Here is a 25874-nt window from a genome sequence, read left to right on the forward strand (position 1 = left end):
CAGTTTTCTCGGGGTGATATTGGCCCGAAGCCTGTGCTTCGGGCTTTTTTTCGTGGCTTGCCCGCACGGGCCGGACGGGTGCCGTCCAAGTGGAATAATCGTTGCCATGTCTCCCAGATCCTCGAACCTTCCGCCGAGCACTGACATCAAACAGGCCAGCACCGAGGCACCGCCCTCGACCGTGCGCGAGGGCGGCAAGCGCCGGGTGCAGATGGCCGACATCGCGCGCCTGGCGGGCGTCTCGGCCTCGACCGTGTCACGCGCGCTGAGCGGCAGCCCGCTGATCCCCGAAGCGACCCGGGAACGCATCGCCGAGCTCGCGCGCTCGCTCAACTACCAGGTCAATGTCGGCGCGGCCAACCTGCGCAAGCGCGACATCCAGACCGTGGGCATCGTCATCCTGGGCGACAGCATGCAGACGATCTCGGACCCCTTCATCCTGAACATCCTCGGTGCGGTGGCCGATGCGCTCGACGAGCGCGGCATGAGCCTGCTGCTGACCCGGCTGAACCAGGAGCGCCAGGGCCAGATGGCCGCCATGGTCGACAGCGGCCAGGTCGCCGGCCTGATCGTGATCGGCCAGCTGACCTGGCACGACTACCTGAACGAGCTGGCCAGGCGCGGCATTCCGATGGCGGTCTGGGGCGCCTGCCTGCCCGATGCCTTCTACTCGACCGTGGGCGGCGACAACGCCAGCGGCGGCTATCTCGCGACGCGCCATCTGCTGCTGCAGGGCGCGCGACGGATCGCCTTCTTCGGCGACACCAGCCATCCCGAGGCGGGCCTGCGCTACCAGGGCTATGTGCGCGCCCTGGGCGAGGCCGGCCTGCAGCCCGATCCGCGGCTGCACCAGCCCTTCCTGTTCGGTGACCGGCGCATCCGCCAGGTGATCGACCTGTGGCTGGACCAGAAGCTGGACTTCGATGCCATCTTCGCGAGCTCGGACATTGCGGCGATCTCGCTCATCGGTGCGCTGCAGGAGCGCGGACTGGAAGTGCCGCGCGATGTCCGGGTGGTGGGCTACGACGACATCACCCTGTCGACCTATCTCCATCCGTCGCTGACCTCGGTGCGCCAGCCGACGATAGTGGCCGGCCGGGCGTTGGTCGAATTGCTGTTCGAGGCGATTGCCGGTCAGCCGCGCCGGACCGTGATGCTGCCGGCCGAACTGGTGGTACGCGACAGCACGGCTTGAATCAGCCGCCGTTCTCGGGCAGGAAGCTTGCGCCCCTGTCGAGACTACAGCCCCAGGGATCAATGCAATTGCGCCAAAAATTCCTGCGAGCTTTGAAATACCACCCGATTTTTCGTGTTACGATCAATATTCGGGTGCGTTACTCAAATCCATGAGCAACGTTAAACGGGAAGCCGGTGAAACTGCGATTGCAGTCATTCCGGCGCAGCCCCCGCTGCTGTAAGCCAGACGACTCTGCCCACTGCCACTGTGTTCACGGACATGGGAAGGCGCGGAGAAGGATGAAGGCGAGCCAGAATACCGGCCCGAAAAATGTCAGCACCATTCCCCGGGGTGACGGGAAACTGCTTCGACAGGCCTAGCTGCGCTCAGGTCTGTTGTTTGCATTCGTCCTCCGTTTGGTGTTTTTTCAACATTCGACGGGAGGTTTCGAATGCACATCATGGAAGGTTTCCTGCCATTCGAGCACGCGCTCGGCTGGTCGGTGGCAGCTACCCCTTTTTTGGCCTATGGCCTTCATGCGGTGCGCCGCGACATTCGCCAACACCCTGAGCGGCGCATGTTGCTAGGCGTCGCTGCCGCGTTCAGTTTTCTGCTGTCGGCGCTCAAACTGCCTTCGGTCACTGGCAGCAGTTCACACCCCACCGGCGTGGGTTTGGGTGCCTTGCTGTTCGGTTCCTGGGTCATGGTGCCGATCGCTTTTGTGGTGTTGCTGTTCCAGGCTTTGCTGCTGGCTCACGGTGGATTGACTACCCTGGGGGCCAATCTGTTTGCCATGGGCATCGTCGGCCCGTTCGTGGCCCATGGCCTGTTCCGGCTATCTCGCTTATTGGGACTGCCCTGGGTTGCAGCGGTATTCCTGGGGGCCTGCCTGGGCAATCTGGCCACCTATCTGACCACTTCGCTGCAATTGGCCTGGGCCTTTCCCGATCCGGTCGGAGGCTTTGCCGGATCGCTGGCCAAGTTCGCTGGCATTTTTGCGCTGACGCAAATCCCGCTGGCCATCAGCGAGGGCTTGCTGACCGTTCTGGTCGTCAATGCCTTGCGCCGCTACAACCCGGATGAACTGAGCCAGATGCGGCTGTTCCATGCGACGAGAGGCCGGGCATGAAAAAAACCAACCTTTTCATAGTGGCAACCTTGTTTGGTATGATCATCTTTCCGCTGTGGTGGGTGACCGGTATGGAGCCGGCCGCCGGAACCGAATGGTTCAGCGGCTCGGACAGCCAGGCACAGGACATGATCCTGGCCCTGGCGCCGGATTACTTGACCTGGTTCGAACCCCTGTGGAAGCCGGCCAGCGGCGAGATCGAATCCTTGCTGTTTGCCCTGCAAGCGGCCCTGGGGGCTGGTTTCATCGGCTACTGGTTCGGTGTGTCGGTCACCCGGCATGAGCTGCGCCAGTCTCAGCCGGCTCGCCTGCCTGATCCGATCCAGTCTCGTGTGGATTGTTGAGCGCTCGGCGCACCACAACCGCTGGTACGCCGTGACGCCCGTAGCCAAAGGCATTTTTGCCCTGGCGGGGCTTGCTGCGGCCTATCTGGCGCAAACACCTGCTGCGGCCTTGACTGTGGCGGGGGCCTGCTTCGTCGCGGCGTGGCTCGGTGCTGGCGTGCGCCTGGTCTGGTACCTACGTGTGGCGGCTGCCCCGCTGGGTTTCCTGGCGCTGTCTGCGCTGTCCATGCTCGGTTCCGTCGCCTGGTCTGCCGAGGCGGGTTGGGCATTGCGCCTGAATCCCGCCGCGCTGACGCAGGCTGTGATGGCCAGCGCTCGTGCCCTGGCGGCGCTGTCGGCCTTGTTGGCACTGGTGCTCACCACGCCCTTGTCGCATCTGCTGGCCCTGTTGCGCCGGCTGCACTGCCCAGAGGTGTTGCTGGATCTGATGGTGCTGTGCTATCGCTTGCTGTTCGTGTTTGCCGATGCCAGCCGCGACACACTGGCCGCGCAATCGGCCCGGCTGGGTTTCAGCAGCCCTGTGCGATCGCTGCGTTCTATGGGTCTGCTGGTGAGCAATCTGGCAGCTCAGGTGGCGTTTCGCGCACGCGGTCTGCAAACGGCTGCCGAGGCACGGTGTAGCGATGGCAGCTTGCGCTTTTTGACGCCCCTATTTGTCCACACTGGCCGCCACATTGCGCTGGGCAGTGCCGCCGGGGTGGGTTTGCTGATGCTGGCCTGGAGACTGTCGGTATGACCGCCGTGCTGGAATTGATCGAGGTGGGGTATGTTTACCCCGACGGGCGTGCTGGCCTGCAGCGTTGTTTTTTGCGTTTGCGCGCTGCGGCCCGGCACGCCATTCTGGGCGCCAACGGCGCGGGCAAGACCACCTTGCTGCAACACCTGAACGCGCTGTTGCGCCCTCAGGTCGGCCAGGTGTTTTTCCAGGGGCAGCCGATCGACTACCGGCGCCAGGGCTTGCAGCGGGTGCGACAAGGGGTTGGGCTGGTGTTCCAGAACCCCGACCGGCAGCTGTTTTCCGCGAACGTGTACGAGGACGTGTCGTTTGGGCCGCTCAATCTGGGGCTGGACTTGCACCAGGTACGGCAGCTTGTGGAGCAAGCCCTGACGGCGGTCGGCATGGCCGAGCATGTCGACCGGCCGGTGCACGAGCTGAGTTTTGGCCAGAAAAAACGTGTCTGCATCGCCGGTGTGCTGGCCATGCAGCCACAGGTGCTGTTGCTCGACGAGCCGATGGCCGGCCTGGACGCAGACATGCAGCATGAGCTGACGGTCTTGCTCGATGGACTGATCGACCAGGGAGTCACCGTGGTGCTGACTTCGCACGATGTGGACTTTGCCTATCGCTGGGCTGACGACATCCACCTGCTGGCCGCTGGCCGCTGCATCGCGTCATTCCCGGCTTCCGACCTGCCCAAGCACACCGAGGCCTTGCGTGATGCAGCACAACCCTCGCCTATCGCCCTGCGCCTGCATGCGGCGCTGGCCGAGCGGGGCTGGCTAGCCGCGCAGACAGTGCCACGCAGTGTCGAGGCGCTGTTGGCCACCTTGCCTCCCGCCCGCACTGGCATCTGCCATCCGTTTTCTTCCACCCTTTCAGAGCACCCCTTCCTATGATCCCCGCTCTTACCGGCACCGTCTGGTTCGTGGGCGCCGGCCCCGGCGACCCGGAACTCATCACCGTCAAGGGCCGCAGGCTGCTGGAGCAGGCCGGCGCGGTGCTGTTCGCCGGCTCGCTGGTCGACCAGGCCGCCACCCGATATGCCCCGGCGGGTTGCCTGATTCGGGACTCCAAGGACATGACCCTGGAGGAGATGACGCAATGGCTGGAGCAACAAGCGCGGCAACACCCGACGGTGGTGCGCCTGCAAACCGGCGACCCGGCCCTGTATGGCGCCTTGATCGAGATGACTCGGCCATTGACAGCCGCCGGCATCGCCTGGGCTGTGGTACCCGGTGTGTCGTCGGCCATGGCTTCGATGGCGGCGGCAGGGGAATCGATGACTCTGCCTGAAGTGACCCAAAGCGTGATCTTCACACGCGTTGAGGGCCGCACTCCGATGCCACCCGGGGAAGACCTGGCTGCGCTGGCGGCACATCACACGACGCTGTGCATCTTCTTGTCGATCACCTTGCTGCACAAGGTCGAGGCCGGTTTGCGGGCCGCCGGCTGGCCTGACGCTGCGCCCATGCTGGTGGTTCATAAAGCCAGTTGGCCCGGGGAAGAACGCATCGTGCGCGGCACCCTGGCCGATATCAAGCAGCGTTGCCGCGACGCGGGCATTGTCAGTCAGGCCATGGTCATCGCCAGCCCGACGCTGGGCGCTGCCGGCTGGGACCAGCTGGTCCGCTCCAAGTTGTACGACCCCGCATTCACCCACCGTTTCCGAAAGGCCATCGCATGAGCAGCACACCAGACACCATCCTTCTCGTGGGGCATGGCTCCCGCGAGGCATCGGGCAACCAGGAAATCCAGACCTTTGTCGAGCAGTGGCGCACCCGCCGCCCGGACTGGCGCATCGAGCTGTGCTTCATCGAATTCGCGCCACCTTCGCTGCACGATGGCCTTGTGGCAGCGGCACAGGGCGCCCGCCGGGTGTTGGTGCTGCCCTTGATCCTGAACGCGGCTGGCCATGTGAAGATGGAAATCCCGGAGGCGATCGAGCACGCGCGCGAGCACGCGCCGGGCGTGGAGTACCTGTACGGCCCGCATCTCACCGCCTGCGATCCGATCCTTGCCATCCTCAAGCGTCGCCTGCGCAAGGCCATGGCCGCGCTGGACATGCCTGACCCCACCACCACCGGGGTGGTGTTGCTGGGGCGTGGTTCATCGGACCGTGCCGCCAACGGCGACATGGCCAAGATGGCGCGATGGCTGCAGGAAGAAACCGACCACGAGCTGGTCGATCTGGCTTTCACCGGCATCACCTACCCCAGGCTGGAACGGGTGGTGCAGCGCCAAGCCCTGCTCGGCATGAAGCAGGTGATCGTGCTGCCGTACTACCTGTACACCGGTACCCTGATGCAGCGCATCCAGCGCCAGGTGGAACACTTGCGTGGCCAGTACCCGCAGATGCGTTTTGCCTGCGGCACGCAGTTCGGCTTGGAACCCGAAATCTTCGAGCTGCTGGAGCAGCGCGCTGCGGACCTTCAAGCCGGCAGGCCCGAGAGCAAGATGCCTTGCGACGGCTGCAGCTTGCGCGAAATTGCCCACGAACTGGGGCATGGGCACTCCCATGCGCACACCCATGAGCACACGGTCCCGGTGGTGTTGCAGGGCGCCCTGGCGGAGGCCCTGGCATGAGCACGGTCAATAGCGTCACCGAGCAGCTGACCAGCGCCGGCCAGGCGATCGAGCACGACAGCTTCGCGATCATCGACGCCGAGGCAGGACCCTGCCGCTACAGCGAGGTCCAGTGGCCGATCGTGCGGCGCATGATCCATGCCAATGCCGATTTCGAGTTCAACGGCCTGACCGACTTCCACCCCGAGGCAGTGAGCGCAGGCATCGCCGCCATGCTGCGCGGCGGTACGCCCGTGGTAGCCGATGTGGAAATGATCTGCTCGGGCCTGTCGGCGCCCAGGCTGGCCCACTTTGGCATGCGCGCCCATCAGTTCATCAGCGACGCCGATGTAATTGCCCAGGCCCAGGCCGAAAACACCACCCGTGCAGTACAGGCCATGCGCAAGGCCCAGCGCCAGGGCTTGCTCGACGGTGCCATCGTGGGCATTGGCAACGCGCCCACGGCCTTGATCGAACTGGTGCGCCTGGTTCGCGAGGAAGGCGTGCGCCCCGCGCTGGTGGTGGGCATGCCGGTGGGTTTCGTCTCTGCCGCGGAGTCGAAAGACCTGATGGCCGGACTCGACGCGGTACCCTGGATCGTGATCCGGGGCCGCAAGGGCGGCTCGACCCTGGTGGTGGCGGCGCTGCATGCCTTGCTGGCGCTGGCCGAAGCGCGTCAGCAAGCCCTGGCATCCACCCGGGCCTGACACCGCATGATGGAGAAGAACTCCCAGCGCGGCACGCGCACCGGCTTCACCACCGGCGCCTGTTCGGCCGCCGCCGCACGTGCGGCGGCGATCGGGCTGGCCCAGGGCCAGGTACCCGCCGCGATCGAGAGCCTGCTGCCCAATGGCAGCCGGACGTCCTTTGCGGTGCAGGATGGCCGCTGCGACGAACTGAGCGCACATGCGGTGGTGGTGAAGTTCGCCGGCGACGATCCGGACTGCACCGACGGTGCCCACCTGACCGTCGACTTGCGTTTGCTGCCGCACCAGACAGGCAAGGTGGTGTACCGCGCCGGCGAAGGCGTGGGCACGGTGACGATGCCGGGCCTTGGTCTGGAAGTGGGCGGTCCGGCCATCAATCCGGTGCCGCGGCAAAACATCCTGGACAACATCCGCGAGGCGGCCCCGGGTCTGCTGGCCGAGCACGGACTGGAAATCACCATCAGCGTGCCAGGGGGCCAGGACATGGCCCGCAAGACCACCAACGCGCGCCTGGGCATTCTGGGAGGCATCAGCATCCTGGGGACCACGGGCATCGTCAAGCCCTATTCGACGGCGGCCTGGCGTGCCAGCGTGGTCCAGGGCATCCAGGTGGCGGCCACGCTGGGTCATGGCGTGGTCGCCCTGACCACGGGCGGGCGCACCGAAAGCTTTGCCATGACCGAGTTGCGTCAGGATCGCCCCGAATTGCCGGCGGCCTGTTTCGTGCAGATGGGCGATTTCCTGCGCTACGCCCTCGACGAGGTCGTGGCACAGGGCATCCGCCTGGTGGTGCTGGGCGTGATGGTGGGCAAGCTCACCAAGATCGCCCAGGGCGAAACCATCACCCACGCCAACCGTGCCGAGGTCGACACCGATCTCGTCGCTCGCCTGGCGCGCGACATTGGTGCCAGCGAGGCGGACTGCCAGGCCATCGCACAGGCTGAAACCGCGCGCTTTGGCGCCGAGTTGATGGTGGAGCGCGGACTGGGCGAGGCCTTTCACCGCGCGCTGGCTCAAGCCGCCATCGACACCTTGACCGCGCCTGGGCGCTACGGCAACGCCTTCCAGCTGCGGGTGTTGGTGTGCGACTTTTCCGGCCAGAAAGTGGCCGATTTGTGGTCGGCGCCGGCCCGTGAATGCGCCTCGCCCGTCACTGCCGGGCGCACCGGCATTGGCCATCTCCAGCACCCGGACTTCGACACCGAATGACCCTCGACACCCTCCGCCAAGATCCCAACCCCTGCCGCGTGATCGGCGTGCTCGATGATGGGGTGGCCAGTCTGAGCACCACCGCACTGGCCCACCTTCGCACCGCCGATGTGGTGGTGGGCGGTACCCGTACCTTGGCGCTGTTCGCACGCGAATTCAAACCCGGTGCGGTATTGCATGATCTGACTGGACAACTCGGCGCCTTGCCCGAATGGATACGCGCGGCCCGGGCCGCGAACCAGGCCAGCGTGGTGCTGGCCACCGGTGACCCGCTGTGCCATGGCATTGCGCCCTACCTGGCGCAGCAGCTGTGCCTTGATGCACTGGAAATCCTGCCCAATCTGTCCACCCTGCAGCTGGCCTGCGCCCGGGTCGGCCTGGCGTGGCAGGACGCCGCCATCTTGTCGGTGCACGGCAAGGACGCCGGAGAGTGGACGCGCGGCAGCCGCCCCCAGCATGGTTTGTACCACCTGGCTCAGGCCTTGCGCGCGCAGGACCGCCTGCTGGTGCTGACCAGCCCGGCCAACAGCCCGGACCGGCTGGCTCGTCTGCTGCTGGCCGAAGGGCTGGGTGACGACTTCCAGCTCGCGGTCGCCGCCGACCTGCTGCAGGCCACTGAACGGGTGTGGTCGCAGCTGGCGCCATCGGATGCGGCCAGGATGGCTTTTCCGGCGCTGAATGTGGTGCTGTTGTGGCGGATTCGGCCACGACCCACGCCAGTGCACATGGGGCTGGCGGACAACGCCTACGAGCAACGCCAGCCCGACAAAGGTCTGATCACCAAGCAAGAGGTGCGCGCCGTCAGCCTGGCCAGGCTGCAACTGCGCGCCCACAGCGTGGTCTGGGACATCGGCGCCGGCTCGGGCTCGGTGGGCCTGGAGGCGGCACGACTCTGCCCGCTTGGCCATGTGTATGCGATTGAAAAAAACGAGGCCGATCACGCGATTGCCGCACGCAACCATGCTGCCTTCGGCGTCAGCAACTACAGCCTGGCGCTGGGCAAGGCACCGGAGCAGTTGGACCACTGGCCCGACCCCGACGCCGTGTTCATCGGGGGCTCGGGTGGCGAACTGGCCGGGCTCATCCACCTTGTGCTGCACCGCTTGCGCCCGGGCGGACATCTCGTGATGAACTTCGTCACCCTGGAAAACCTGGCCACGGCCACCGACACGCTGCAACGCGCCGCAGTTGCCGCCGACCTGTCCTGGGACGTATTGCAACTGCAGGCCGCCCGCAGCAAGCCGATTCTGCACATGCACCGCATGGCTGCCGAAAACCCGGTGTGGCTGGTCTGCGCTCACAAACCCGAACCGCAGGAGTCCGCGCATGACTGAAGCTGAACATCCCCGCCGAGGCACCTTGTGGGGCGTCTCCCTGGGTCCGGGCGCTCCGGGCCTGATCACCCGTGCCGCCTGGGCTGCTTTGCAGCGTCGCGACACGGTGTGGGTGTATCCCGCGCGCAGCGGCAAGACGCCCAGCTACGCTCTGGACATCGTCACCCGGGCCGGACTGGCTCCGCCGACCGACCACGCGCTGCTGCTGTTTCCCATGACTCACGATGGTGAAAAACTGGCGCGTGCCTGGCTGAAAGCCGCCCACACCGTGTTGCCCTGGCTCCAAGCCGGACGCGATGTGCTGTTCCTGGTCGAGGGCGACGCCAGCACCTACGCCACCTTCGGCCACCTGGCCCGCACCTTGCGCGCGCTCGACGCGGACTTGCCGGTGCAGGTGATCGCAGGCGTGAACTCCTTCACCGCCGCCTGTGCCGATGTCGGTGAGCCGTTCGCAGAGCAGGACGATACGGTCGCCATCGTGCCTGCAGCCTATGGCGTCGGCGCGGTGGACCGGCTGCTGCACGACTTCGACACCCTGGTGCTGATGAAGATCAAACCCCTGCTGGACGACCTTGTGACCTGGCTGGAGGTCAAGGGGTTGTTGGCCAATTCGCACTTCATCGAGCGCGTCGGGGCCAAGGATGAGCGACGCCTGTCCGGCGCCGACCTGCTGGCCCTGCGCGGCCAGCGTGTGAGCTATCTGTCCCTGTTGATCGTGAAGAACCCGCACCGCGTGCGCGGCGAACGGATCAGGGGTTGCCTGAAGAAGACCAGCCCGGGCGCTGCCCCAGTGGCATTGGAGGAAGTGACGCCATGAGTTCGGACGCCACCGTGGTGCTGTCGGCACCCGCACCCAACGAGGCAGACACCCGGATCTGCCTGATCGCCATCACCAAGCATGGCGCGGCGCTGGCCGCGCGCCTGGCGCGCGATCTGCCGCAGGCCCATGTCTGCACCGCCAGCAAGTTCGCCGCCACATTTGCCGACCTGCCACAGCCGGTGCACGCCTACGCAGGCGCCTTGCGCGACGAAATGGCCCGTCTGTTTGCGCAGTACGACCAGCTGGTGTTCCTGGTTTCGCTCGGGGCCGTGGTTCGGCTGATCGCCCCCTGCCTGAAAAGCAAGGACGAAGACCCGGGCGTGACGGTGGTGGACGACGCGGGGCAGTTCGTCATCCCGGTACTGTCCGGCCATGTCGGTGGCGCCAACGCCATGAGCGAACGCGTGGCTGACCTGCTGGGCGCCACCGCCGTGCTGACGACAGCGTCCGATGTCGGCAAGACCATTCCGGTGGACATCCTGGGTCGCCACCTGGGCTGGCGGGTCGAGGCGCCCAAGATCAACATCACCCGCGTGTCGGCGCATGTGGTCAATGGCGAACCGATCGCCTTTGTCCAGCAGGCAGGCAGCCGCCACTGGTGGACCCGTGCCACTCCCTTGCCAGCCAACATCGAATGCCTAGAACATTGGGACCAGGTGCGGCCAGAACACCACCGCGCCGTGCTGTGGGTGACCCAGGCCGACATTCCGGCGGCGCATTGGCAGCAATGGGCTGAGCGCCTGGTCGTGTATCGCCCGCCCCTGGAGCCAGCGATCCCTGCCGATGAGGTCCGGGCATGACGCCCCAGACCGACCAGACCCTGGTGCTGGGGCTCGGTTGCGATCGGGGCACCGCACTGGCCACGCTGCAAGAGGCGGTCACCCAGGCGCTGCAGCAGCTCGGGGCCAGCTTGAACGAGGTCGCGACGCTGGCCAGCATCGACCTCAAGGCCGACGAGCCCGCTCTGCTGTCGCTGGCGCGGCAGCTGGACTGTCCGATCCATTTCTACCCGGCCGCCGCGCTGGCCGCGGTGCCCGTCCCCAACCCCAGCACCACGGTGCTGCGCCACACCGGCACGCCATCGGTGAGCGAGGCCGCTGCCTTGCTGGCCGCTGGTGCGTCCGGCCAGCCGGCCGCGCCGACTGCCCTGCGCCTGGAAAAGCACAGGTGGCGCGGCGCGGACGGCAGGAACGCCACCGTGTCGATCGCCCGCCGGATCTCCCACCACCCCTGTCCCTGCAACAAGGAAGCCACGCATGACGACTCCATCCCCCGTTCCTGACGCCGCGTCCATGCCCGGCAAGATCATGCTGGTCGGCATCGGCCCCGGCAGCGAAGCCCACATGACGGCGCGCGCGCGCCAGGCCATCGAGGAGGCCGACACCGTCATCGGCTACGTCACCTACATCAAGCTGGTGGCGGACCTGCTCGAGGGCAAGGAAATCATCCGCAAGAGCATGACCGAGGAACTGGACCGCGCGGTCAGCGCGCTGGACGCGGCCCGGCAAGGCAGGAAAGTGGCGCTGATCTCGTCCGGCGACGCGGGCGTCTACGGCATGGCCGGTCCGACCTACGAGGTGCTGTTCCAGGCCGGCTGGACCCCGGACGACCCGGTGCAGGTGGAAATCATCCCGGGCGCTTCGGCGCTCAACAGCTGCGCGGCGCTGGTCGGCGCACCGCTGACGCACGACTTCTGCGCCATCTCGCTGTCGGACCTGCTCACCCCCTGGCCCACCATCGCACGGCGTCTCGATGCGGTGGCCATGGCCGACTTCGTGGTCGCGCTCTACAACCCCAAGAGCGGCCGGCGTACCCGGCAGATCGTCGAAGCCCAGCGCCTGTTCCTGCGTCACCGCCGCCCCGACACGCCGGTGGCGATCGTCAAGAGCGCCTACCGCCGGCGCGAGCAGATCCTGTTCACCACCCTGGACCAGATGGCCGAGGCCGAGATCGGCATGCTGAGCACGGTGCTGATCGGCAACAGCAACACCTTCGTGCGCCACGGGCTGATGGTGACGCCCCGCGGCTATGCCAACAAGTACGACCTCGAGCAGGGCGGAAACACCCGCGACGGGGAGAGGCGGGGCCGCTCCCTGTCCACCGGCCTGCTGGGCTGGCTCGACACCTTGCAGGCCGAGCACGCCGCGGGACTCGACATCGATACCCTGGCTGCACGCCACCGGCTGCCTGTCGACTACATCCGTTCCACCCTGCTGGATGCGGTGACAGAAACCGCTGCACAAGCCGAGGCAAGCGCATGAGCCATCCGGTGGAAAAACCCAAGATCGGCGCCTACCGCCGCCACCTGCTGCTGTGCACCGGGACGCGCTGCACCCAGGACGGCGCCGCGCAAGCCTTGTTCGACAGCCTGGGCGAGAAATTCAAGGCGGCCGGGCTGGATCAAGGCGAGCTGCGGGTCAAGCGCAGCCGGGTCAACTGCTTTGCCGCCTGCAAGGGCGGCCCGGTGATGTGCGTGCAGCCCGACGGCACCTGGTACTACAACGTGACCCCCGCCAACATGGACCGCATCATCGAACAGCATCTAGTGGGGGGAGAGCCGGTACAGGACCTCGTGTTCCACCAGGGGCCCGCGTCATGATGCCGCTGCTGTCGGAACAGGCCAGGGGCACGGTGTCGCTGGTGGGTGCCGGCCCGGGCGATCTGGAGCTGCTGACCCTGCGCGCCTGGCGCCGCCTGCAGATGGCCGAGGTTCTGGTGTACGACAATCTGGTCGGGCCGGGCATTGTCGAGCTGGCGCCGCCACAGGCGCAGCGCCTCTACGTCGGCAAGTCCGCCGGGAACCACACCCTGCCGCAGGACGAGATCTGCCGGCTGCTGGTTCGGCTGGCGCAGCAGGGACGGCGCGTGGTACGTCTCAAGGGCGGCGACCCGTTCGTGTTCGGGCGCGGCGGCGAGGAGATGGACCTGTTGCTGCAGCACCGGATCCCGGTCGAAATCGTGCCTGGCATCACGGCGGCCCTGGGCGCAGCGGCCAGTCTTGGCTTTCCCTTGACGCACCGCGACCATGCCCAGAGCTGCGTCTTCGTCACCGGCCACCTGAAAGACCACACGATAGACCTGAACTGGCAGGCATTGGCCCAGCCCGGGCAAACCGTGGTGATCTACATGGGCGTGACCGGTCTGGAGACCATAGCGTCCGAGCTCCAGGCTGCGGGACTGCCAGGGAACACCCCGGCAGCACTGGTCTACAAGGCGACCTGGCCGCAAGAGGCCATCTACCCGACTCGACTGCGTGATCTGCCGCGCACCGCCGAACGGTATGGCGTCAAGCCGCCGAGCTTGCTGGTCATCGGGAGCGTGGTGTCGCTGGCACAGGCGTGGAGCACCCGTCAGGCGCTGTAGACCGTCGGGTCAGCCGCCATGGGATGAGGCAGGGACGAAGCGCGCCCCCCAGGCCAGCAGCGCCGAGCCCAGCACCACCACGCACAGCGCCCAGCTCAGGCCGAAGCCCTGGGCCAGCGCGCCGATCAGCGGCGGGCCGAGCAGGAAGCCGCTGTAGCCGACCGAGGTGACGGCGGCAATCGCCGCGGCGCGCGTCGTTCCCGGCACCCGGGTGGAGGCGTTGTACAGGATGGGCGCCGACAGCGCGAGGCCAGCCCCGATCAGGGCATAGCCCAGCAGGGCGACTGCGGGATGTCCCGTCAGCAGCACCAGGCTCATGGCCAGCGCCGACAGGCCGCCGCCGACTTTGAGCAGCAGGGCCTCGGCATGGCGCTCGCGCAGCCGGTCGCCGAGCAGGCGCGCCACCGCCATGGCGCCGGCGAAGGCGGCATAGCCGAGCGCCGCCTGGTTCTGCGGCAGCAACACCTCCTGCTTCAGGTAGAGCACGCTCCAGTCGTACATCGCGCCTTCGGCGCTCATGGCGGCAAAGATCAGCAGGCCCAGCACCAGCAGCCGGCCGCGCGGCCAGCTGAAATGCGCTGCCCCGGCCTCGCCCGCGGCCTCCTGCGGGTGTCGCGCCAGCATGCCGCGCGCGGCCAGGCTGACCCAGCAGGCGATCAGGAGGCCCACGGCGGCCAGCTGCAGGCCGGCGGGCCAGTGCAGCCGGATCAGCAGGGCCGCGAGCGCCGCACCGGCCATGCCGCCCAGGCTGAAGCTGCCATGCAGATTGCTCATGATGGCCTGGCTGCCGAGTGCCTCGAGCGCCGAGCCCTCGGTATTGATGGCGACGTCGAACAGGCTCATCGCCGCGCCGAACAGCAGCATCGACGGCAGCATCCAGCCCAGCGCCGGCCATTGCAGCGCCAGGGTCAGCATGCTGCCCATCAGGATGGCCGCCAGCCGCGTGGCACGGCGCACCCCCAGCCGCGCAATCACCCGCCCGGCGACCAGCAGCGACAGCACCGCGCCCAAGGCCACCGTCAGCAGCAGCAGCGAGAGCCAGGCCTCGCTCAGGCCGTATTGCTGCTTGACGGTCGGGATATGCACGCCCCAGACCCCGCTGAGCAGGCCGAGCGCGGCAAACTGGGCGCGTGCCGCCCAGCGGGCGCCGGCCAGCGAGGTCGGCGCACCCGATCGCGCCGGCAGGCGGGCGGCGGCTGGCAGGGTTCGGGTCGTTTCTCGCGCCATCGGATCGGTGTTCAGGCGTAGCGGCGGCTGTGCAGGTTGGACTTCATGTCCTTGAGCAGGGGCTGCAGCTGGTCGGCGCCGATGCGCAGCGCCAGGGCGGTCGCCAGCACGTCAATGATCATCAGGTGCAGCAGGCGCGAGGTCATCGGGCTGTAGCGGTCGTAGTTCTCGGGGTGGTCGGCCGTCAGGTGGATGTTGCCGACCGAGGCCAATGGAGAGCCGCTGGCGGTGATCACGATCACGGTCGCGCCATGGCGGCGCGCGATGTCGGCGGCGTCCATCAGGTCGCGGGTACGGCCCGAGTTCGAGATCACCACCACCACGTCGCCCGGCTTGCGCAAGGAGGCGCTCATGACCTGCATGTGGCCGTCGCTGTAGGCGATCGCGTTGACGCCGAGGCGGAAGAACTTGTGCTGCGCATCCTGCGCCACGATGCCGGAGTTGCCGACGCCGTAGAACTCGATGCGGCGCTCGGCCTTCCAGGCCGCCTCGAGCACCTCGACCGCACGCTCGAGCGCATGGGTCGAGGCGTCGTTGCGGTAGCGCAGGAAGGCCGCGACGCTGTTGTCGATCACCTTGACCAGCACGTCGCTGATCTTGTCGTCCGAGTCGACGCTGCGGTGGATGAAGGGCACGCCCTCGCTGACGGTGCCGGCAAGCTTGAGCTTGAAGTCGCTCAGGCCGTCGTAGCCCATGCTGCGGCAAAAGCGCACCACGGTCGGCTTGCTGACGTGGGAGCGGTCGGCGATCTCGCTGATCGGCAGGTTGACGAACTTGCGCGCGTCCGCCAGCACCAGCTTGCCGACACGTTGTTCGGCGGGGGGCAGGGCGGTGAGCGAGGCTTGGATACGTTCGAGCATGGGCGGTCCTGATGGGGTGATTCTTAGGCGGATTGAGTGTAATCAGGTTACCAACCCGGTACAAGTTGTTCCAGCTAGGGAAAACCCTTTGATGCAATCGATTGCATTCATGGTGAAATCGGCTGGTCGACGCTTCGGATGACTGCTTTCCGGAGGGCGGCCGACGTCCAAGAACCTAGACGAGAGAGACAAGATCATGAAACTATCTTTCAGCTACAAGGCCGCCCTGCTGGCAGCCGCGACCCCCCTGCTGATGGCCGGCGCCCAGGCGGCGACCGTGACCATTTCCTGCGGATCGGTCGGCCAGGACTTCGAGTTCTGCAAGAAGCACACCGAGGAATGGGCCAAGAAGACCGGCCACCAGGTCAAGCTGTTCACGATTCCGAACTCGACCACCGACATCCTCGCGCTGTTCCGCCAGATGTTCGCGGCCAAGTCGACCGACCTCGACGTGATCAACGTCGACGTGGTCTGGCCGGGCGTGATCAAGGACCACCTGCTCGACCTCAAGCCCTACAGCAAGGGCATCGAGAAGGAGCATTTCCCGGCCATCGTCGCCAACAACACCGTCGACGGCAAGCTGCTGGCCATGCCCTGGTTCACCGACGCCGGCCTGATGTTCTACCGCAAGGACCTGCTCGAGAAGTACGGCATCAAGGCGCCGCAGACCTGGGAGGACATGGCCGCCGCGGCCAGGAAGATCCAGGATGGCGAGCGCGCCGCCGGCAATGCCGACTTCCAGGGCTTCGTGTTCCAGGCCAAGGCCTACGAGGGCCTGACCTGCGACGCGGTCGAGTGGATCAGCAGCTACAACGGCGGCAACATCGTCAACGACAAGGGCGAGATCACGGTCAACAACCCGAACGCGGCCAAGGCGCTCAGGACCGCCGCCTCCTGGATCGGCAGCATCGCGCCGCAGGGCGTGCTCAACTATGCCGAGGAGGAAGCGCGCGGCGTGTTCCAGAACGGCAACGCCGCTTTCATGCGCAACTGGCCCTACGCCTGGTCGCTGGGCAATGGCGCCGACAGCAAGATCAAGGGCAAGATCGGCGTCATGCCGCTGCCCAAGGGCGGCGAGGACGGCAAGAACGCCGCCACCCTGGGGGGCTGGCAGCTGTCGGTCTCCAAGTACTCGAAGAACCCGGAGGCGGCCGCCTCTCTCGTCATGTACATGACCAGCCCCGAGGTGCAGAAGGAACGCGCGATCAAGGGCTCCTACAACCCGACCATCGCCGCGCTCTACAAGGACAAGACCGTGCTCGATGCCAACCCCTTCTTCGGCAGCCTGTATGACGTCTTCACCAGCGCGGTGCCGCGTCCGGCCACCGCCACCGGCGCCAAGTACCCCGAGGTCAGCGCGGCATTCTGGAACGCGACCCACGACGTGCTGTCGGGCAAGGCCAGCGCCGAGGACAGCCTGAAGAAGCTCGAGGGCAAGCTCAAGCAGGTCAAGCGCAACCAGTGGTGATCCGGACTTGATTCACGGCGCGGCTGCCGCCGCCGGCCTGGTGCCGGGGCCGCGCCTTTCCCTCGGGACTGGAGTGCAAACCCATGAATAGCAAGACAAGAACCGCCTGGACCTTCCTCGCGCCGATGCTGCTGGTGCTGGCGCTGGTGGCGGTCTGGCCGCTGGGGCGAACCATCTGGTTCAGCTTCACCGACGCCAACATCAATGACATCGACGCCGCGAAGTTCGTCGGGCTGGAAAACTATTTCGGGGAATATGGCCTGTTCGCCAACCCCAACCACACGGACGGCTTCTGGAACAGCGACTGGGGCCTGTCGATACTGAACACGCTGAAGTTCTCGCTGGTGTCGGTCACGCTCGAGACCGCGCTCGGCCTGGCGGTGGCGCTGCTGCTGAACCAGGAGTTCAAGGGCCGGGCTTGGGTGCGCGCCGCCGTGCTGGTGCCCTGGGCGATCCCGACCATCGTCTCGGCCAAGATGTGGGGCTGGATGCTGCACGACCAGTTCGGCGTCATCAACCAGTGGCTGTTCGATGCCGGCCTGCTGGCGAGCAAGCTGGCCTGGACCGCCGACCCGTCCTACGCGCTCTGGACCGTGGTCGCGGTCGACGTCTGGAAGACCACGCCCTTCATGGCGCTGTTGATCCTGGCCGCGCTGCAGACCCTGCCCAAGGACTGCTACGAGGCCGCGCGCGTCGACGGCGTGCATCCGCTGCGCGTGTTCTGGAAGGTCACGCTGCCGCTGATCCGTCCGGCGCTGATGGTCGCGGTGATCTTCCGCCTGCTCGACGCGCTGCGCGTGTTCGACCTGATCTACGTGCTGACCTCGAACAACAACAGCACCATCAGCATGTCGGGCTTCGTGCGGCGCGAGATGGTCGACAACGGCTACATGGGCTATGGCTCGGCGGCCTCGACCGCGCTGTTCCTGATCATCGGTCTGTGCACCGTGGCGGCGATCCGCCTGGGCCGCATGAAGCTGTCGGAGGATTGAGATGAGCAAGATTTCCCCCGGGCGCATCGCCCTCTACGCCGCGGCGGCGCTGGTCGTCGTGGTCTCGGTCTTCCCCTTCCTGTACGCGGTCTCGACCTCGTTCAAGTCGGGCTCGGCGCTGTTCGAGCCCCGGCTCTGGCCGAGCTCGGTCACGCTGGCCAACTACGCCTCGCTGTTCACGCTGGCCGAGCAGCCGTTCGGGCGCCACATCGTCAACTCCGTGATCGTCTCGGTCTCGGTGGTGGTGCTGTCGCTGTTCCTCGGCGTGACGGCAGCCTATGCGCTGGGCCGCATCAGCTTCAAGGGTCGCGGCCTGCTGCTGACCGCGGTGCTGGCGGTGTCGATGTTCCCGCAGGTCGCGGTGCTGGCCGGCATGTTCGAGCTGATCCGCGCGCTGGGGCTCTACAACAAGTCCTTGGGACTGGTGCTGCCCTACATGATCTTCACGCTGCCGTTCACGGTCTGGGTGCTGACTACCTTCATGAAGCAGCTGCCCAAGGAGCTCGAGGAGGCGGCGATCATGGACGGCTGCGGCCCCTGGCGCATCATCAAGGACGTGTTCCTGCCGCTGCTGTGGCCGGCGCTGGTCTCGACCGGGCTGCTCGCCTTCATCGCGGCCTGGAACGAGTTCCTGTTCGCGCTGACCTTCGTGCTCGACAACAACGAGCGCACCGTACCGGTCTCGATCTCGCTGATCTCGGGCGCGAGCAAGTACGACATCCCCTGGGGCAACATCATGGCCGCCTCCGTGCTGGTGACGCTGCCGCTGCTGGCCCTGGTCCTCATCTTCCAGAAGAAGATCGTCTCCGGCCTCACGGCTGGCGCGGTCAAGGGCTGAACCTCTTTTCCTACCTACCGACATGAGCAACAAGGCACCCAACAACGGCTGGTGGCGCGGCGGCGTCATCTACCAGATCTACCCGCGTTCCTACCAGGACAGCAATGGCGACGGCATCGGCGACCTGCCGGGCATCACCGCCCGGCTCGAGCATATCGCCCGACTTGGCGCTGACGGCATCTGGCTGTCGCCCTTCTTCAAGAGCCCGATGAAGGACTTCGGCTACGACGTCAGCGACTACTGCGATGTCGACCCGATGTTCGGCACGCTGGACGACTTCAGGACGCTGGTCGCGCGCGCGCACGAACTGGGCCTCAAGGTCATGATCGACCAGGTGCTGTCGCACACCAGCGACCAGCATCCCTGGTTCGTCGAGAGCCGCGCCAGCCGCGACAACGCGAAGGCCGACTGGTATGTCTGGGCCGACGCGAAGGAAGATGGCAACCCGCCCAACAACTGGCTGTCCATCTTCGGCGGCAGCGCCTGGCAATGGGACACGCGCCGCTGCCAGTATTACCTGCACAACTTCCTCACCAGCCAGCCCGACCTGAACTTCCACCACCCGGCGGTGCAGGACGCGATCCTGGCCACGGTCAAGTTCTGGCTCGACCTCGGGGTGGATGGCTATAGGCTCGACACCGCCAACTTCTACTTCCACGACGCCGAGCTGCGCAGCAACCCGGGCCGCGGCGCGCCCGACCCGAACAAGCCCGACCCGGCGGTCAACCCCTTCAACCCCTACGGCTGGCAGCGCCATCTCTACGACAAGAGCCGGCCCGAGAACCTGGTCTTCCTGCAGCGCCTGCGCGCGCTGCTCGACCAGTATCCCGACACCACCATGGTGGGCGAGATCGGCGACGACGACGGCCTGGCCCGGGTGGCCGAGTACACCCGCGGCGGCGACAAGCTGCACATGGCCTACTGCTTCGACTTCCTGGGCGACCTGCACAGCGCGCCCTTCCTGCACGGGGTGCTGGAGCGCTTCAATGCGGTGGTGGGCGACGGCTGGCCCTGCTGGGCGCTGTCCAACCACGACGTGACCCGGGTCGCGACCCGCTGGGGCGGTGCCCAGCCCGATGCGCGCCTGCTGCGACTGGCGGCCGCCTTCCAGGCCAGCCTGCGCGGCACGATCTGCCTGTACCAGGGCGAGGAGCTCGGCCTGCCCGAGGCCGAGCTGGCCTTCGAGGACCTGCAGGACCCCTACGGCATCACGATGTGGCCGCAGTTCAAGGGCCGCGATGGCTGCCGCACGCCCATGCCCTGGGCGGCCGACGAGCCGAACGCCGGCTTCGGCCCGGCCAAGCCCTGGCTGCCGGTGCCGTCCGCCCACCTGCCGCTGGCGGTCGACCGGCAGGCGGCACGCGCCGACAGCCTGCTGGCCTACTTCACCCAGCTGCTGCACTGGCGCCGCCAGCAGCCCGCGCTGGTCCACGGCAGCATGAGCCTGCTGCCCTGCGACGAGCAGGTGCTGGCCCTGGTGCGCGAGCACGGGGACCAGCGCCTGCTGTGCGCCTTCAACTTCAGCGAGCGCGCCGCCAGCCTCGCGCTGCCGGCCGACTGGGTCGCTGCCGCAGCCCTCGAAGGCAGCGGCCTGGAGGGTGGCCGCGTCGAGGACGGAACCATCCATCTCGAGCCCTGGGGCGGCATCTTCCTCGCCCGCTAAGGAGAAGCAAGCATGTCCAAGATCGAATTCCGCGCGCTGAGCAAGCGCTATGCGCCCGACGCGCCGCTGACCATCAAGCAGGCCAACCTGACCATCGAGCATGGCGAGTTCTGCGTCTTCGTCGGCCCCTCGGGCTGCGGCAAGTCCACGCTGCTGCGCATGGTCGCCGGCCTGGAGGAGATCAGCGGCGGCGACCTGCTGATCGACGGCGAGCGCGTCAACGACCTGCCGCCGGCGCGCCGCGGCGTCGCGATGGTGTTCCAGAGCTACGCGCTCTATCCGCACATGACGGTGCGCGAGAACATGGCCTTCGGCCTCAAGGTGTTCGGCGCCAACTCGGCCGAGATCGACCGCAAGGTGCGCGAGGCGGCCGAGGTGCTGCAGCTGACCCACCTGCTCGACCGCCTGCCCAAGGCGCTCTCGGGCGGCCAGCGGCAGCGGGTCGCGATCGGCCGCGCCATCGTCAAGGAGCCGCGCGTGTTCCTGTTCGACGAGCCGCTGTCCAACCTCGACGCCGCGCTGCGGGTGCAGACCCGGCTCGAGATCGCGCGCCTGCACAAGCGCATCGGCAGCGCGAGCATGATCTACGTCACCCACGACCAGGTCGAGGCGATGACACTGGCCGACAAGATCGTGCTGCTGCACACCGGCGACCGCATCCAGAGCCATGGCTCGGTGGCCCAGGTCGGCACGCCGATGGAGCTCTACCACCGCCCGGCCAGCCTGTTCGTGGCCGAGTTCATCGGCTCGCCCAAGATGAACGTGCTGCCCGGCCAGCTGCTCGCGAGCACGAGCCAGAGCGCGCAGGTGCAGGTCGGCGGCGTGCCGCTGGCGGCCACGGTGGACGCGCACCGGATCGAGAAGGGCGCCTCGGTCAGCCTGGGCTGCCGCCCCGAGGACATGCGCCTGGTCGCGGCCGGCGAGGACAACTGCCTGGCCGGCGAGATCAGCCATGTCGAGAAGCTCGGCGAGGCGTCCTTGCTCTACATCGACCTGGGCCGCGGCCTGCCGGTCATCACGGTGCGGGTCGACGGCACCACGCGCGAGCAGGTGGGCGACGCCGTCAACGTCAAGCTGCCGGCCGACCTGATCCACCTGTTCGATGCCGGCGGCGACGCCTGCGAGCGCACGCTGGAGCTGCCGCGATGACATCCGCCAGCGACGACTGGAAGCGTGGCGTCGTCTACCAGATCTACCCGCGCAGCTTCCAGGACAGCAACGGCGACGGCATCGGCGACCTGCCGGGCATCACCTCAAGGCTGGACTACCTGCAGCAGCTCGGCGTCGACCTGGTCTGGCTGTCGCCGGTCTATGCCTCGCCGCAGGACGACAACGGCTACGACATCAGCGACTACCGCGCCATCGCGCCGGAATTCGGCACCATGGCCGATTTCGAGCAGATGCTCGCCGCCATGCACGCGCGCGGCATCCGTCTAATGATGGACCTGGTCGTCAACCACAGCTCGGACGAGCACGAGTGGTTCCGCCAGGCGCGCAGCAGCCGCGACAATCCCTACCACGACTACTACCTCTGGGCCGAGCCGAAGGCGGACGGCTCGCCACCGAACAACTGGGAGGCCGCCTTCCAGGGCTCGGTCTGGGAGTGGAACCAGGCCACCGGCGAATACTACCTGCACATGTTCAGCAGGAAGCAGCCCGACCTCAACTGGGAAAACCCCAGGCTGCGCGCCGAGGTTTACGCGCTGATGCGCTTCTGGCTCGACAAGGGGGTCGACGGCTTTCGCATGGATGTCATCAACATGATCTCCAAGCCCTGGGCCGCCGACGGCAGCCTGCCCGACGCGCCGCTGGTGCGCGAAGGTTTCCTGCAGCCGTCCTTCGGCATGACCTGCAACGGTCCGCGCCTGCTCGAGTTCCTGCGCGAGATGCGGCGCGAGGTGCTCGACCATTACGACACCATCACGGTCGGCGAGGCGCCGCTGGCAACCGTGCAGCAGGGCCGCGACATCACCCACCCCGAGACCGGCGCGCTCGACATGCTGTTCCAGTTCGAGCACATGGACCTCGACAGCGTGGGCGGCCATGTGATGGGCAAGTGGGCGGCCAGGCCGCTCGACCTGCGCGAGCTGAAACGCACCATGGGCCGCTGGCAGGACGAGCTACACGGTCGCGGCTGGAACAGCCTCTACCTGAGCAACCACGACCAGCCACGGCCAGTCTCGCGCTTCGGCGACGACGGCCGCTACCGGGTCGAATCGGCCAAGATGCTCGCGACCTGGCTGCACGGCATGCAGGGCACGCCCTACATCTACCAGGGCGAGGAGCTCGGCATGAGCAACGTCGCCTTCGAACGGATCGAGGACTACCGCGACATCGAGAGCCTGAACTTCCACCGCGTCGCCACCACCGAACGCGGCTGGACCCCGGAGCAGGCGCTGGCGGCCATCCACACCAAGGGCCGCGACAACGCGCGCACGCCCATGCCCTGGGACGGCAGCGACCAGGCCGGCTTCAGCAGCGGCCGGCCCTGGATCGCGCTCCACCCGAATGCTCCCGAGGTCAATGCCGCACAGGCGCTGGCCGACCCGAACTCGGTGTTCCACTACTACCGTGCGCTGATCGCGCTGCGCAAGCAGCTGCCGGTGCTGGTGGCGGGTCGCCACGAGCTGCTGCTGCCCGGGCATGAGCAGCTCTACGCCTACCTGCGCTGCCTGGACCAGCAGCGGCTGCTGGTGCTGTGCAACTTCGGCGCCGGCGAGCTGGCAGTCGAGCTGCCACCCGAGGTGGCCACCTGCCAGGCCGAGCGGCTGATCGGCAACTATCCCGAAGCCCAGCCGCTGGCCCTGGAAGGCCTGCGCTTGCGACCCTACGAGGCGCTGATGTGCTGGCTGCATTGAGCCGTGCGGGAGCCGGACTGGCGCATGGCATTGTTCGCGTTACGTAACCAGGCGCCCCCCGACTTGCTGGCCAGAATCGTGACAATTCCCTGATTTGATCGGGTTATTGCGTGCACCAGACCACCTCCACTGTCCGCCCCAGCCTGAACAAGGTGGCCGTGCCCATCGTGGGCGAGTTCATCCTGGGCATGAGCGTGGCACTGGCCGGGCTCTACCTGGCCTCGCACAGCTCGGACGCGGCGGCGGGCTCATTCGGCCTGGTGCAGCAGGTGCTCGAGACCCTATTCGTGGTGTTCCGCGTGCTGGCCATCGGCCTGGGCGTGGTGGTCACGCAGCGCCTGGGCAGCGGCGACGTCGAGCAGGCAAACCGGATTGCCCGCATGGCGCTGGGCGCGAGCAGCTGGGCCGGCGCCGCGGTCGCGCTGTGGCTGCTGCTGGGTGGCCGCCTGACGCTGGACATCCTGAACGCACCCGAGGAGCTCTGGCCAATGGCCACGCTCTACATGCTGCTGCTGGCGCCCTCGATGACGCTGGAGGCCTGCAACCTGAGCATGGCGGCCGTGCTGCGCGCCCACCTGCACGCGCGCGAATCGCTGCTGATCATGGTCGCCATGCATGGCAGCCACCTGCTGCTGGCGGTGCCGCTGATGCGCGGCTGGGGCGACTGGGACGGCCTGGGACTCAACGGCTTCGCGCTGGCCTGGTTCCTCAGCCGCTGCCTGGGCCTGGCGCTGCACCTGTGGCTGTGGCGCAGCCGGATGCAGATCCGGCCCCAGGCGCGCGACTGGTGGCGGGTGCCGACCGAGCTGCTCTGGCCGGTGCTGCGCATCGGCCTGCCAGGCGCGGCGTCCGAGATGGTCTACCGCATCGGCTTCATGGTCTCGCTGTCGGCGGTGGCACGGCTCGGCGTGGCCGCGCTGGCGACGCATTCCTACGTGCTACAGACGCTCAAGTACGTGCTGATCATCAGCATGGCGATCGGCTGGGCCTGCGAGATCATGGTCGGCCGGCTGGTCGGTTCGGGCTCGCTGCGCGCGGCCGATGCCATGGTCAGGAAGGGGGTGCGCAACGGCATGCTGGCCTCGGGCGGCATCGCCCTGCTGGCCGCGCTGGCCGCGCCCTGGCTGATGCGCCTCTTCACGCGCGACCCGGCCATCATCGCGGCGGCGCAGACCCTGCTCTGGCTCTCGGTGCTGCTCGAGCTCGGCCGGGTCATGAACCTGGTCGTCCCCGGCGCGCTGCGCGCCAGCGGCGACATCCATTTTCCGCTGGTCAGCGGCATTCCCTCCCAGCTGCTGGTGCTCGGCCTGGGCTCCTACTGGCTCGGCCGCCAGTTCGGCCTGCCCGGCATCTGGATCGCCTATGTCGCCGACGAAGCCGTGCGCGGCGGCCTGATGTGGTGGCGCTGGCGCCGCCATGGTTGGTTGCCGCATGCCCGCCAGACCCTGCGCGCCTTGCGGCAGCGCTCCTGAATCCCTTGCCTATCCGTTCTTGTCATGGAAATCCTGCAACCTTCCCACCCTGCCGCCACGATGGCAGCCCCACGCCTGCTGGCCGACGTCGGCGGCACCAATGCCCGCTTTGCCTGGCAGGCCGCCGCTGGCGCGACCATCGAGGACCAGATCACCCTGCCTTGCGCCGACCACGAGTCGCTCGAGGCCGCGATCCTGGCCTACCTGGGGCGCATCGACCGGCCCCGGCCCCGGGTCTGCGCGATCGCGATCGCCAACCCGGTGCATGGCGACCGCATCCAGATGACCAACCACCACTGGTCGTTCTCGATCGACGCGCTGCAGCGCTCGCTCAGGCTAGAGCGGCTGCGCGTGCTCAACGACTTCACCGCGCTCGCGCTGGCCCTGCCGGGGCTGGCACCCGAACAGCTGGTCCAGGTCGGCGGCGGCCAGGCCATGCCCGGCACGGCGATCGGCTTGCTCGGGCCCGGCACCGGGCTCGGCGTCTCGGGCCTGCTGCCCGACGGCCGCGGCGGCTGGCTGCCGCTGCAAGGCGAGGGCGGCCATGTCAGCCTGGCCGCCACCACGCCGCGCGAGCAAGCGGTGGTCGGCTTCCTGAGCGAGCGCCATGGCCATGCCTCGGCCGAGCGCGCGATCAGCGGCATGGGGCTGGTCGACATCCACCGCGCGCTCTGCCTGGCCGATGGCGTGCCGCCCCCCGAAGGCTGGGAGGCCGCCCAGGTCAGCCAGGCCGCGCTGTCCGGCCAGGACGCGCGCTGCGCGGAAGCGCTGGCCATGATGTGCGCCTTCCTGGGCTCGGTCGCCGGCAACCTGGCGCTCACCCTCGGCGCCAAGGGGGGCATCTACATCGGTGGTGGCATCGTGCCGCGGCTGGGCGACTGGTTCCTGGGTTCGCCTTTCAGGGCCAGGTTCGAGGCCAAGGGGCGCTTCCAGCCCTACCTGGCCGGGATTCCGGTCTGGGTCATCAACGCCAGCCAGTCACCGGCACTGGCCGGGGCGGCGGTGGCGCTGGAGCGGGACTGAGCCAGGCCAGCGGCTGGTCAGGCCGGACCTCTTGATCGACATTGCCGAGAATGGCTGCAAGGCCGCAAGGCCTGATGGCGGGCTGGGGGCCGGTGCGGCCGGTGCGG

Annotated in this window: 26 protein-coding genes and 1 riboswitch; of the genes, 24 read left to right on the forward strand and 2 right to left on the reverse strand. The window is 67.4% G+C overall.

Features of this window, described 5'->3' with window-relative positions; all coding sequences use genetic code 11:
- Positions 1-106: 106 nt before the first annotated feature.
- The 16 genes from C6P64_RS07630 (at position 107) to cobA (ending at position 13366) form a co-directional block, all read left to right on the forward strand.
- Positions 107-1195: a LacI family DNA-binding transcriptional regulator gene (locus C6P64_RS07630; protein WP_245911667.1), complete on the forward strand. Its 1089-nt coding sequence runs from the start codon at positions 107-109 to the stop codon at positions 1193-1195.
- 115 nt (positions 1196-1310) lie between these two features.
- A riboswitch (cobalamin riboswitch) is annotated at positions 1311-1518 on the forward strand.
- Between the two features lie 110 nt (positions 1519-1628).
- On the forward strand, positions 1629-2306 hold the full coding sequence (locus C6P64_RS07635; RefSeq protein ID WP_105747962.1) for an energy-coupling factor ABC transporter permease: 678 nt from the start codon (positions 1629-1631) through the stop codon (positions 2304-2306).
- Positions 2303-2650 carry an energy-coupling factor ABC transporter substrate-binding protein gene (locus tag C6P64_RS07640; RefSeq protein ID WP_105747963.1) on the forward strand — a complete coding sequence of 116 codons (348 nt, stop codon included), beginning with the start codon at positions 2303-2305 and terminating at the stop codon, positions 2648-2650. The genes C6P64_RS07635 and C6P64_RS07640 overlap by 4 nt, the downstream gene beginning before the upstream one ends.
- Positions 2651-2681: 31 nt before the next feature.
- The gene (locus C6P64_RS07645; RefSeq protein WP_170073063.1) at positions 2682-3386 is read left to right on the forward strand and encodes a CbiQ family ECF transporter T component; all 705 of its coding nucleotides are present in this window, start codon (positions 2682-2684) and stop codon (positions 3384-3386) included.
- Positions 3383-4267 carry an energy-coupling factor ABC transporter ATP-binding protein gene (locus C6P64_RS07650; RefSeq protein WP_105747965.1) on the forward strand — a complete coding sequence of 295 codons (885 nt, stop codon included), beginning with the start codon at positions 3383-3385 and terminating at the stop codon, positions 4265-4267. The genes C6P64_RS07645 and C6P64_RS07650 overlap by 4 nt, the downstream gene beginning before the upstream one ends.
- Positions 4264-5055, forward strand: coding sequence for a precorrin-4 C(11)-methyltransferase (cobM, locus tag C6P64_RS07655; RefSeq protein ID WP_105747966.1), 792 nt, complete (start codon positions 4264-4266; stop codon positions 5053-5055). The genes C6P64_RS07650 and cobM overlap by 4 nt, the downstream gene beginning before the upstream one ends.
- Complete coding sequence (locus C6P64_RS07660; protein WP_105747967.1) at positions 5052-5954, forward strand: sirohydrochlorin chelatase; 903 nt, start codon at positions 5052-5054, stop codon at positions 5952-5954. Before cobM ends, C6P64_RS07660 begins: the two co-directional genes overlap by 4 nt.
- A complete protein-coding gene (locus C6P64_RS07665) occupies positions 5951-6640 on the forward strand; it encodes a precorrin-8X methylmutase (RefSeq protein WP_105747968.1) in 690 nt (229 codons plus the stop codon). The genes C6P64_RS07660 and C6P64_RS07665 overlap by 4 nt, the downstream gene beginning before the upstream one ends.
- Before the next feature lie 6 nt (positions 6641-6646).
- The gene (locus C6P64_RS07670; protein ID WP_105747969.1) at positions 6647-7849 is read left to right on the forward strand and encodes a cobalt-precorrin-5B (C(1))-methyltransferase; all 1203 of its coding nucleotides are present in this window, start codon (positions 6647-6649) and stop codon (positions 7847-7849) included.
- A complete protein-coding gene (cbiE, locus tag C6P64_RS07675) occupies positions 7846-9183 on the forward strand; it encodes a precorrin-6y C5,15-methyltransferase (decarboxylating) subunit CbiE (protein WP_105747970.1) in 1338 nt (445 codons plus the stop codon). Before C6P64_RS07670 ends, cbiE begins: the two co-directional genes overlap by 4 nt.
- A complete protein-coding gene (gene cobI, locus C6P64_RS07680) occupies positions 9176-10000 on the forward strand; it encodes a precorrin-2 C(20)-methyltransferase (protein ID WP_105747971.1) in 825 nt (274 codons plus the stop codon). The genes cbiE and cobI overlap by 8 nt, the downstream gene beginning before the upstream one ends.
- Complete coding sequence (locus C6P64_RS07685; protein WP_105747972.1) at positions 9997-10803, forward strand: cobalamin biosynthesis central domain-containing protein; 807 nt, start codon at positions 9997-9999, stop codon at positions 10801-10803. The genes cobI and C6P64_RS07685 overlap by 4 nt, the downstream gene beginning before the upstream one ends.
- Entirely contained in the window at positions 10800-11285 is a 486-nt protein-coding gene (locus C6P64_RS07690; protein WP_105747973.1) for a cobalamin biosynthesis protein, read from the forward strand. Before C6P64_RS07685 ends, C6P64_RS07690 begins: the two co-directional genes overlap by 4 nt.
- Positions 11260-12264, forward strand: a complete 1005-nt coding sequence (cobJ, locus tag C6P64_RS07695) for a precorrin-3B C(17)-methyltransferase (RefSeq protein WP_105747974.1) — start codon at positions 11260-11262, stop codon at positions 12262-12264. Before C6P64_RS07690 ends, cobJ begins: the two co-directional genes overlap by 26 nt.
- Complete coding sequence (locus tag C6P64_RS07700; RefSeq protein WP_105747975.1) at positions 12261-12602, forward strand: (2Fe-2S) ferredoxin domain-containing protein; 342 nt, start codon at positions 12261-12263, stop codon at positions 12600-12602. The genes cobJ and C6P64_RS07700 overlap by 4 nt, the downstream gene beginning before the upstream one ends.
- A complete protein-coding gene (gene cobA, locus C6P64_RS07705) occupies positions 12599-13366 on the forward strand; it encodes a uroporphyrinogen-III C-methyltransferase (protein ID WP_105747976.1) in 768 nt (255 codons plus the stop codon). The genes C6P64_RS07700 and cobA overlap by 4 nt, the downstream gene beginning before the upstream one ends.
- A 9-nt stretch (positions 13367-13375) precedes the next feature.
- Here cobA and C6P64_RS07710 read toward each other — a convergent pair whose 3' ends face one another.
- Both C6P64_RS07710 and C6P64_RS07715 read right to left on the reverse strand, forming a co-directional pair.
- Positions 13376-14593: an MFS transporter gene (locus C6P64_RS07710; RefSeq protein WP_105747977.1), complete on the reverse strand. Its 1218-nt coding sequence runs from the start codon at positions 14591-14593 to the stop codon at positions 13376-13378.
- Positions 14594-14604: 11 nt separating this feature from the next.
- Entirely contained in the window at positions 14605-15453 is an 849-nt protein-coding gene (locus C6P64_RS07715) for a MurR/RpiR family transcriptional regulator (protein WP_105747978.1), read from the reverse strand.
- Between the two features lie 196 nt (positions 15454-15649).
- On the opposite strand from C6P64_RS07715, the gene C6P64_RS07720 reads away from it, so the two are divergent.
- The 8 genes from C6P64_RS07720 to C6P64_RS07755 all read left to right on the forward strand — a co-directional run bounded on the left by C6P64_RS07720 (position 15650) and on the right by C6P64_RS07755 (position 25767).
- Positions 15650-16921, forward strand: a complete 1272-nt coding sequence (locus C6P64_RS07720) for an ABC transporter substrate-binding protein (protein WP_105747979.1) — start codon at positions 15650-15652, stop codon at positions 16919-16921.
- 83 nt (positions 16922-17004) lie between these two features.
- Positions 17005-17913 carry a carbohydrate ABC transporter permease gene (locus C6P64_RS07725; RefSeq protein ID WP_105747980.1) on the forward strand — a complete coding sequence of 303 codons (909 nt, stop codon included), beginning with the start codon at positions 17005-17007 and terminating at the stop codon, positions 17911-17913.
- Position 17914: 1 nt separating this feature from the next.
- The gene (locus tag C6P64_RS07730) at positions 17915-18751 is read left to right on the forward strand and encodes a carbohydrate ABC transporter permease (protein WP_105747981.1); all 837 of its coding nucleotides are present in this window, start codon (positions 17915-17917) and stop codon (positions 18749-18751) included.
- A gap of 22 nt (positions 18752-18773) precedes the next feature.
- Positions 18774-20414 (forward strand): alpha-glucosidase family protein, encoded by a 1641-nt coding sequence (locus C6P64_RS07735; RefSeq protein ID WP_105747982.1) that lies wholly within the window; start codon positions 18774-18776, stop codon positions 20412-20414.
- Between the two features lie 12 nt (positions 20415-20426).
- Positions 20427-21563, forward strand: coding sequence for an ABC transporter ATP-binding protein (locus C6P64_RS07740; RefSeq protein WP_105747983.1), 1137 nt, complete (start codon positions 20427-20429; stop codon positions 21561-21563).
- Entirely contained in the window at positions 21560-23272 is a 1713-nt protein-coding gene (locus tag C6P64_RS07745) for a glycoside hydrolase family 13 protein (RefSeq protein WP_105747984.1), read from the forward strand. The genes C6P64_RS07740 and C6P64_RS07745 overlap by 4 nt, the downstream gene beginning before the upstream one ends.
- A 110-nt stretch (positions 23273-23382) precedes the next feature.
- Positions 23383-24744, forward strand: coding sequence for an MATE family efflux transporter (locus C6P64_RS07750; protein WP_245911668.1), 1362 nt, complete (start codon positions 23383-23385; stop codon positions 24742-24744).
- 60 nt (positions 24745-24804) lie between these two features.
- Positions 24805-25767 carry a glucokinase gene (locus C6P64_RS07755; protein WP_105747985.1) on the forward strand — a complete coding sequence of 321 codons (963 nt, stop codon included), beginning with the start codon at positions 24805-24807 and terminating at the stop codon, positions 25765-25767.
- Positions 25768-25874 lie beyond the last annotated feature (107 nt).

The sequence above is a fragment of the Malikia granosa genome (assembly GCF_002980595.1).
In the GTDB taxonomy this organism is placed as follows: domain Bacteria; phylum Pseudomonadota; class Gammaproteobacteria; order Burkholderiales; family Burkholderiaceae_C; genus Malikia; species Malikia granosa.

Excerpts from the sequence above, each read along its gene's own strand:
- C6P64_RS07630 (WP_245911667.1), top strand. The coding sequence starts at position 107 with ATGTCTCCCAGATCCTCGAACCTTCCGCCGAGCACTGACATCAAACAG.
- C6P64_RS07635 (WP_105747962.1), top strand. The coding sequence starts at position 1,629 with ATGCACATCATGGAAGGTTTCCTGCCATTCGAGCACGCGCTCGGCTGG.
- C6P64_RS07640 (WP_105747963.1), top strand. The coding sequence starts at position 2,303 with ATGAAAAAAACCAACCTTTTCATAGTGGCAACCTTGTTTGGTATGATC.
- C6P64_RS07650 (WP_105747965.1), top strand. The coding sequence starts at position 3,383 with ATGACCGCCGTGCTGGAATTGATCGAGGTGGGGTATGTTTACCCCGAC.
- cobM (WP_105747966.1), top strand. The coding sequence starts at position 4,264 with ATGATCCCCGCTCTTACCGGCACCGTCTGGTTCGTGGGCGCCGGCCCC.
- C6P64_RS07660 (WP_105747967.1), top strand. The coding sequence starts at position 5,052 with ATGAGCAGCACACCAGACACCATCCTTCTCGTGGGGCATGGCTCCCGC.
- C6P64_RS07665 (WP_105747968.1), top strand. The coding sequence starts at position 5,951 with ATGAGCACGGTCAATAGCGTCACCGAGCAGCTGACCAGCGCCGGCCAG.
- C6P64_RS07670 (WP_105747969.1), top strand. The coding sequence starts at position 6,647 with ATGATGGAGAAGAACTCCCAGCGCGGCACGCGCACCGGCTTCACCACC.
- cbiE (WP_105747970.1), top strand. The coding sequence starts at position 7,846 with ATGACCCTCGACACCCTCCGCCAAGATCCCAACCCCTGCCGCGTGATC.
- cobI (WP_105747971.1), top strand. The coding sequence starts at position 9,176 with ATGACTGAAGCTGAACATCCCCGCCGAGGCACCTTGTGGGGCGTCTCC.
- C6P64_RS07685 (WP_105747972.1), top strand. The coding sequence starts at position 9,997 with ATGAGTTCGGACGCCACCGTGGTGCTGTCGGCACCCGCACCCAACGAG.
- C6P64_RS07690 (WP_105747973.1), top strand. The coding sequence starts at position 10,800 with ATGACGCCCCAGACCGACCAGACCCTGGTGCTGGGGCTCGGTTGCGAT.
- cobJ (WP_105747974.1), top strand. The coding sequence starts at position 11,260 with ATGACGACTCCATCCCCCGTTCCTGACGCCGCGTCCATGCCCGGCAAG.
- C6P64_RS07700 (WP_105747975.1), top strand. The coding sequence starts at position 12,261 with ATGAGCCATCCGGTGGAAAAACCCAAGATCGGCGCCTACCGCCGCCAC.
- cobA (WP_105747976.1), top strand. The coding sequence starts at position 12,599 with ATGATGCCGCTGCTGTCGGAACAGGCCAGGGGCACGGTGTCGCTGGTG.
- C6P64_RS07710 (WP_105747977.1), bottom strand. The coding sequence starts at position 14,593 with ATGGCGCGAGAAACGACCCGAACCCTGCCAGCCGCCGCCCGCCTGCCG.
- C6P64_RS07715 (WP_105747978.1), bottom strand. The coding sequence starts at position 15,453 with ATGCTCGAACGTATCCAAGCCTCGCTCACCGCCCTGCCCCCCGCCGAA.
- C6P64_RS07720 (WP_105747979.1), top strand. The coding sequence starts at position 15,650 with ATGAAACTATCTTTCAGCTACAAGGCCGCCCTGCTGGCAGCCGCGACC.
- C6P64_RS07725 (WP_105747980.1), top strand. The coding sequence starts at position 17,005 with ATGAATAGCAAGACAAGAACCGCCTGGACCTTCCTCGCGCCGATGCTG.
- C6P64_RS07730 (WP_105747981.1), top strand. The coding sequence starts at position 17,915 with ATGAGCAAGATTTCCCCCGGGCGCATCGCCCTCTACGCCGCGGCGGCG.
- C6P64_RS07735 (WP_105747982.1), top strand. The coding sequence starts at position 18,774 with ATGAGCAACAAGGCACCCAACAACGGCTGGTGGCGCGGCGGCGTCATC.
- C6P64_RS07740 (WP_105747983.1), top strand. The coding sequence starts at position 20,427 with ATGTCCAAGATCGAATTCCGCGCGCTGAGCAAGCGCTATGCGCCCGAC.
- C6P64_RS07745 (WP_105747984.1), top strand. The coding sequence starts at position 21,560 with ATGACATCCGCCAGCGACGACTGGAAGCGTGGCGTCGTCTACCAGATC.
- C6P64_RS07755 (WP_105747985.1), top strand. The coding sequence starts at position 24,805 with ATGGCAGCCCCACGCCTGCTGGCCGACGTCGGCGGCACCAATGCCCGC.